3 protein-coding genes are annotated in these 3,824 nt (G+C 61.8%); all 3 read left to right on the top strand.

Features of this window, described 5'->3' with window-relative positions; all coding sequences use genetic code 11:
• A partial coding sequence (locus FEM54_RS26940; protein WP_138453691.1) for an acyltransferase family protein occupies window positions 1–1,259 on the top strand: 1,259 nt, incomplete at its 5' end.
• Window positions 1,260–1,318: 59 nt separating this feature from the next.
• Window positions 1,319–2,785 (top strand): 4-hydroxy-3-polyprenylbenzoate decarboxylase, encoded by a 1,467-nt coding sequence (gene ubiD / locus FEM54_RS26935; protein ID WP_017135254.1) that lies wholly within the window; start codon window positions 1,319–1,321, stop codon window positions 2,783–2,785.
• Window positions 2,785–3,753: a CDP-6-deoxy-delta-3,4-glucoseen reductase gene (locus FEM54_RS26930; protein ID WP_017135255.1), complete on the top strand. Its 969-nt coding sequence runs from the start codon at window positions 2,785–2,787 to the stop codon at window positions 3,751–3,753. Before ubiD ends, FEM54_RS26930 begins: the two co-directional genes overlap by 1 nt.
• The last annotated feature ends 71 nt before the right edge of the window (window positions 3,754–3,824 follow it).

Here is a 3,824-nt window from a genome sequence, read left to right as displayed (position 1 = left end):
GTGTAGGTGCTGTGGTAGATCGGTTTGATGCGGTGGGTGATGCGCTCGACGGTGAACACCCAACCTGGGTAGGGCGCTTGCTGGGCAGTCGCGTGCTGGTGGGCATCGGGCTGATTTCCTATTCGTGGTACCTGTGGCACTGGCCGGTGCTGGTGTTTGGCAAGTACGCGAGTATTTTTGGCCTGCCCTCCTGGGCGCTGGCGGGTCTGTTCGTCTTGAGCCTGGTGCTGGGTTATGTGTCCTGGCGGTTCGTCGAGGGGCCGTTTCGTGAGCGGCGCCTGCTGGCGGGTCGTCGGTCGATTCTGATCGCGGGCGTGGTCGGGCTCGCCGGGCTGGGTCTGATCGGCAAAGGCCTGGTGTGGTCGGATGGGTTTGCATCGCGGCTGTCGCCCCAGGCGTTGCAGTTCGCCCAAGCGTATACCTGGAGCCCCACGCTGATTAAGTGCCTGTCGGATGACAAGAAAGACCCGAACCGCAAACTTTGCCATTTTGGCCCGCAGGCGAGTGCTGCCCGCGCATTGGTCTGGGGCGACAGCCATGCCTCGGCACTCATCCCGGCGTTGAACGACGGCTCGCGCAAGTACGACTTCGGCATCACTCAGGCCGGTTACGCCGGGTGCCTGCCGTTCGACCGCAAAGAAAACACCCCAGGCTGCCGAGCGTTCAACGAGCGTGTCACCCAGTTGTTGAGCAAGGAACAGTTCAGTGATGTGGTGCTGGTAGCCCGCTGGAGCCTTTACGTTTATGGCCAGCGCTCCGGTGACACCGGCGCTTCCCTTCATGACCCGCAAACGGGCAAGTACGACCGCGCCGTCGCTGAACGGCTGTTTGCCGAGGGTGTGAGTGCGCTGGTGCAGCAACTGCGTGCCAGCGGGCACAGGGTGTGGCTGGTCAAGGAGGTACCGCTGCAGGCTTTCAACGTGCCTTACCGGCTCAGCCGCCTGGCGATGCTGGGACGCCCGACCGACCGCGAAGGCTTGCCCCTGGCCGAGCACGTCGAGCGCCAGGCCTATATCAGCAGCGTTTTTGAGCGCATCGCCGCGGCAGACCCCGGTGTGCAACTCATGGACCCCGCGCCCAAGCTGTGCGAGACGAATGGCTGGTGCCGGGTCGAGCGCGATGGCCAGTCGCTGTATACCGATGACAACCACCTCTCGGCCGTAGGCACGCGTTATGTGGAAGGGTTCCTTGAGCCCTTCTTCCACACCATGCGTAATGAGTCCGTTGAGTCGGGTGTGAGTCGCAATGACGTGCAATAAGCTGCCAGCGCTCTTAAGAGCAGGTAGGATGTACGCCTATTTTACGGGTGGCATGGTTAATGAAATTCAAGGATCTTCGGGATTTCGTGCAGCAACTTGAGCAGCGCGGAGAGTTGAAACGTATCCAGGTGCCGGTTTCCCCGGTGCTGGAAATGACTGAGATTTGCGACCGTACCTTGCGCAACAAGGGCCCGGCGCTGCTGTTCGAAAACCCGACCGGCTTTGATATTCCGGTGCTCGGCAACCTGTTCGGCACGCCCGACCGTGTTGCGTTTGGCATGGGCGCCGAGTCGGTCAGCGAGCTGCGCGAGATCGGCAAGTTGCTGGCCTTCCTCAAGGAGCCCGAGCCACCCAAGGGCCTCAAGGACGCCTGGTCGAAGCTGCCGATCTTTCGCAAGATCATTGCCATGGCGCCCAAAGTGGTCAAGGACGCGGTGTGCCAGGAAGTGGTCATCGAAGGCGATGACGTCGACCTGGCCATGTTGCCGGTGCAGACCTGCTGGCCGGGCGATGTCGGCCCGCTGATCACCTGGGGCCTGACCGTCACCAAAGGCCCGAACAAGGATCGCCAGAACCTGGGGATCTACCGTCAGCAAGTGATCGGCCGCAACAAGGTGATCATGCGTTGGCTGAGCCACCGTGGCGGCGCGCTGGACTTCCGTGAGTGGTGCGAAAAGCACCCAGGCAAGCCGTTTCCCGTGTCCGTGGCCCTGGGCGCCGACCCGGCGACCATCCTCGGCGCCGTGACGCCGGTGCCTGACAGCCTGTCCGAATATGCCTTCGCCGGCCTGCTGCGCGGCAACCGCACCGAGCTGGTGAAGTGTCGTGGCAATGACCTGCAAGTGCCGGCCACCGCCGAAATCATCCTCGAAGGCGTGATTCATCCGGGCGAAATGGCCGATGAAGGCCCTTACGGTGACCACACCGGTTACTACAACGAAGTCGACAGCTTCCCGGTGTTCACCGTCGAGCGCATCACCCACCGCATCAAACCGATCTACCACAGCACCTACACCGGCCGTCCGCCGGATGAGCCGGCCATCCTTGGTGTGGCGCTCAACGAAGTGTTCGTGCCGATCCTGCAAAAGCAGTTCCCGGAAATTACCGACTTCTACCTGCCGCCCGAGGGCTGCTCGTACCGCATGGCCATCGTGACCATGAAGAAGTCGTACCCAGGCCATGCCAAGCGGGTAATGCTCGGTGTGTGGTCGTTTTTGCGACAGTTCATGTACACCAAGTTCGTTATCGTCACTGACGACGACATCAATGCCCGGGACTGGAACGACGTGATCTGGGCCATCACCACGCGCATGGACCCCAAGCGCGACACGGTGATGATCGATAACACGCCGATCGACTACCTCGACTTTGCTTCGCCGGTATCGGGCCTGGGCTCGAAGATGGGCCTGGATGCCACCCACAAATGGCCGGGTGAGACCACCCGCGAGTGGGGTCGGGTGATCGTCAAGGATGACGCTGTGACCGCACGTGTTGATGCGATCTGGAAAGAATTGGGAATAGATTGATGCGTGTAACCCTGCAACCTTCCGGCGCCGTACTGGAGCTGGTCCCTGGTGAGCGAATCCTTGAAGGCGCGCGTCGCCTGGGCTACGAATGCCCACAGGCGTGTCGCAATGGCGTGTGCCATGTGTGCGCCGCGCTGCTGGTGGAAGGCCGGGTGCAGCAAGCCGGTGAGGTGCGCGACCATGGTGAGTTCTACACCTGCATCGCCGAGCCGTTGGAAGATTGCATTGTGTTGTGGGATGGCGTGCTGGCGCCGGGAGAGTTGCCGTTGCGCAAGTTGTCGTGCCAATTGAGTGAGTGCGTGGACGTCGGTGGCGATGTATGGCGCGTGCGCTTGCGTGCGCCGGCCGGGAAGGCGGTGCGTTACCACGCCGGGCAATACCTGATGATCGAGCGTGACAACGGCGATAAATCGGCGTTTTCCCTGGCCTCGGCGCCCCATGCCGGGCGCGAGCTGGAACTGCATGTGCTGGTGCGCGAGGACAGTGCGCGCAATTTGATCGAGCAGTTGCAGCGTAACCAGATGGCCCGTGTTGAACTGCCGTTTGGTGATACTCACTTGGCCGAACTGCCGGACGGGCCGCTGGTGTTGATCGCTGCCGGCACCGGCATGGCGCAGATGCACAGCCTGATCGAACATTGCCGCGCCTCGGGCTTCAAGCACCCTGTGCACCTGTATTGGGGCGTACGCCGCCCGGAAGACTTCTACGAAATCGAACACTGGGAGCAATGGCAGCAACTGCCCAACCTGTTCCTGCACAAAGTGGTCAGCGACCTGTGCGGTTGGGAAGGGCGCTGCGGGCTGCTGCATGAGGCCGTGTGTGAAGACATCAGCGACCTCAAGTCCGTGCACGTTTACGCCAGTGGTTCACCGGCGATGATCTACGGCACGCTGGACGCATTGGTCGACGCAGGTATGGATGCACACCAGATGCGCGCCGATGTGTTTGCCTACGCGCCACGCCCTTGAAGCCTTGAGCTGAACCAGTGTGGGAGCTGGCTTGCCTGCGATAGCGGTGTATCAGTTGCAGGTGTGTTAGC

It is taken from the genome of Pseudomonas edaphica (assembly GCF_005863185.1).
Lineage (GTDB): Bacteria > Pseudomonadota > Gammaproteobacteria > Pseudomonadales > Pseudomonadaceae > Aquipseudomonas > Aquipseudomonas edaphica.
The sequence above is the reverse complement of the archived record's forward strand: the minus strand, read 5'-3'. Positions and strand labels throughout refer to the sequence as shown.

What these genes read in the sequence shown, in the direction of transcription:
- ubiD (WP_017135254.1), top strand. Translation starts at nt 1,319, where the DNA reads ATGAAATTCAAGGATCTTCGGGATTTCGTGCAGCAACTTGAGCAGCGC.
- FEM54_RS26930 (WP_017135255.1), top strand. Translation starts at nt 2,785, where the DNA reads ATGCGTGTAACCCTGCAACCTTCCGGCGCCGTACTGGAGCTGGTCCCT.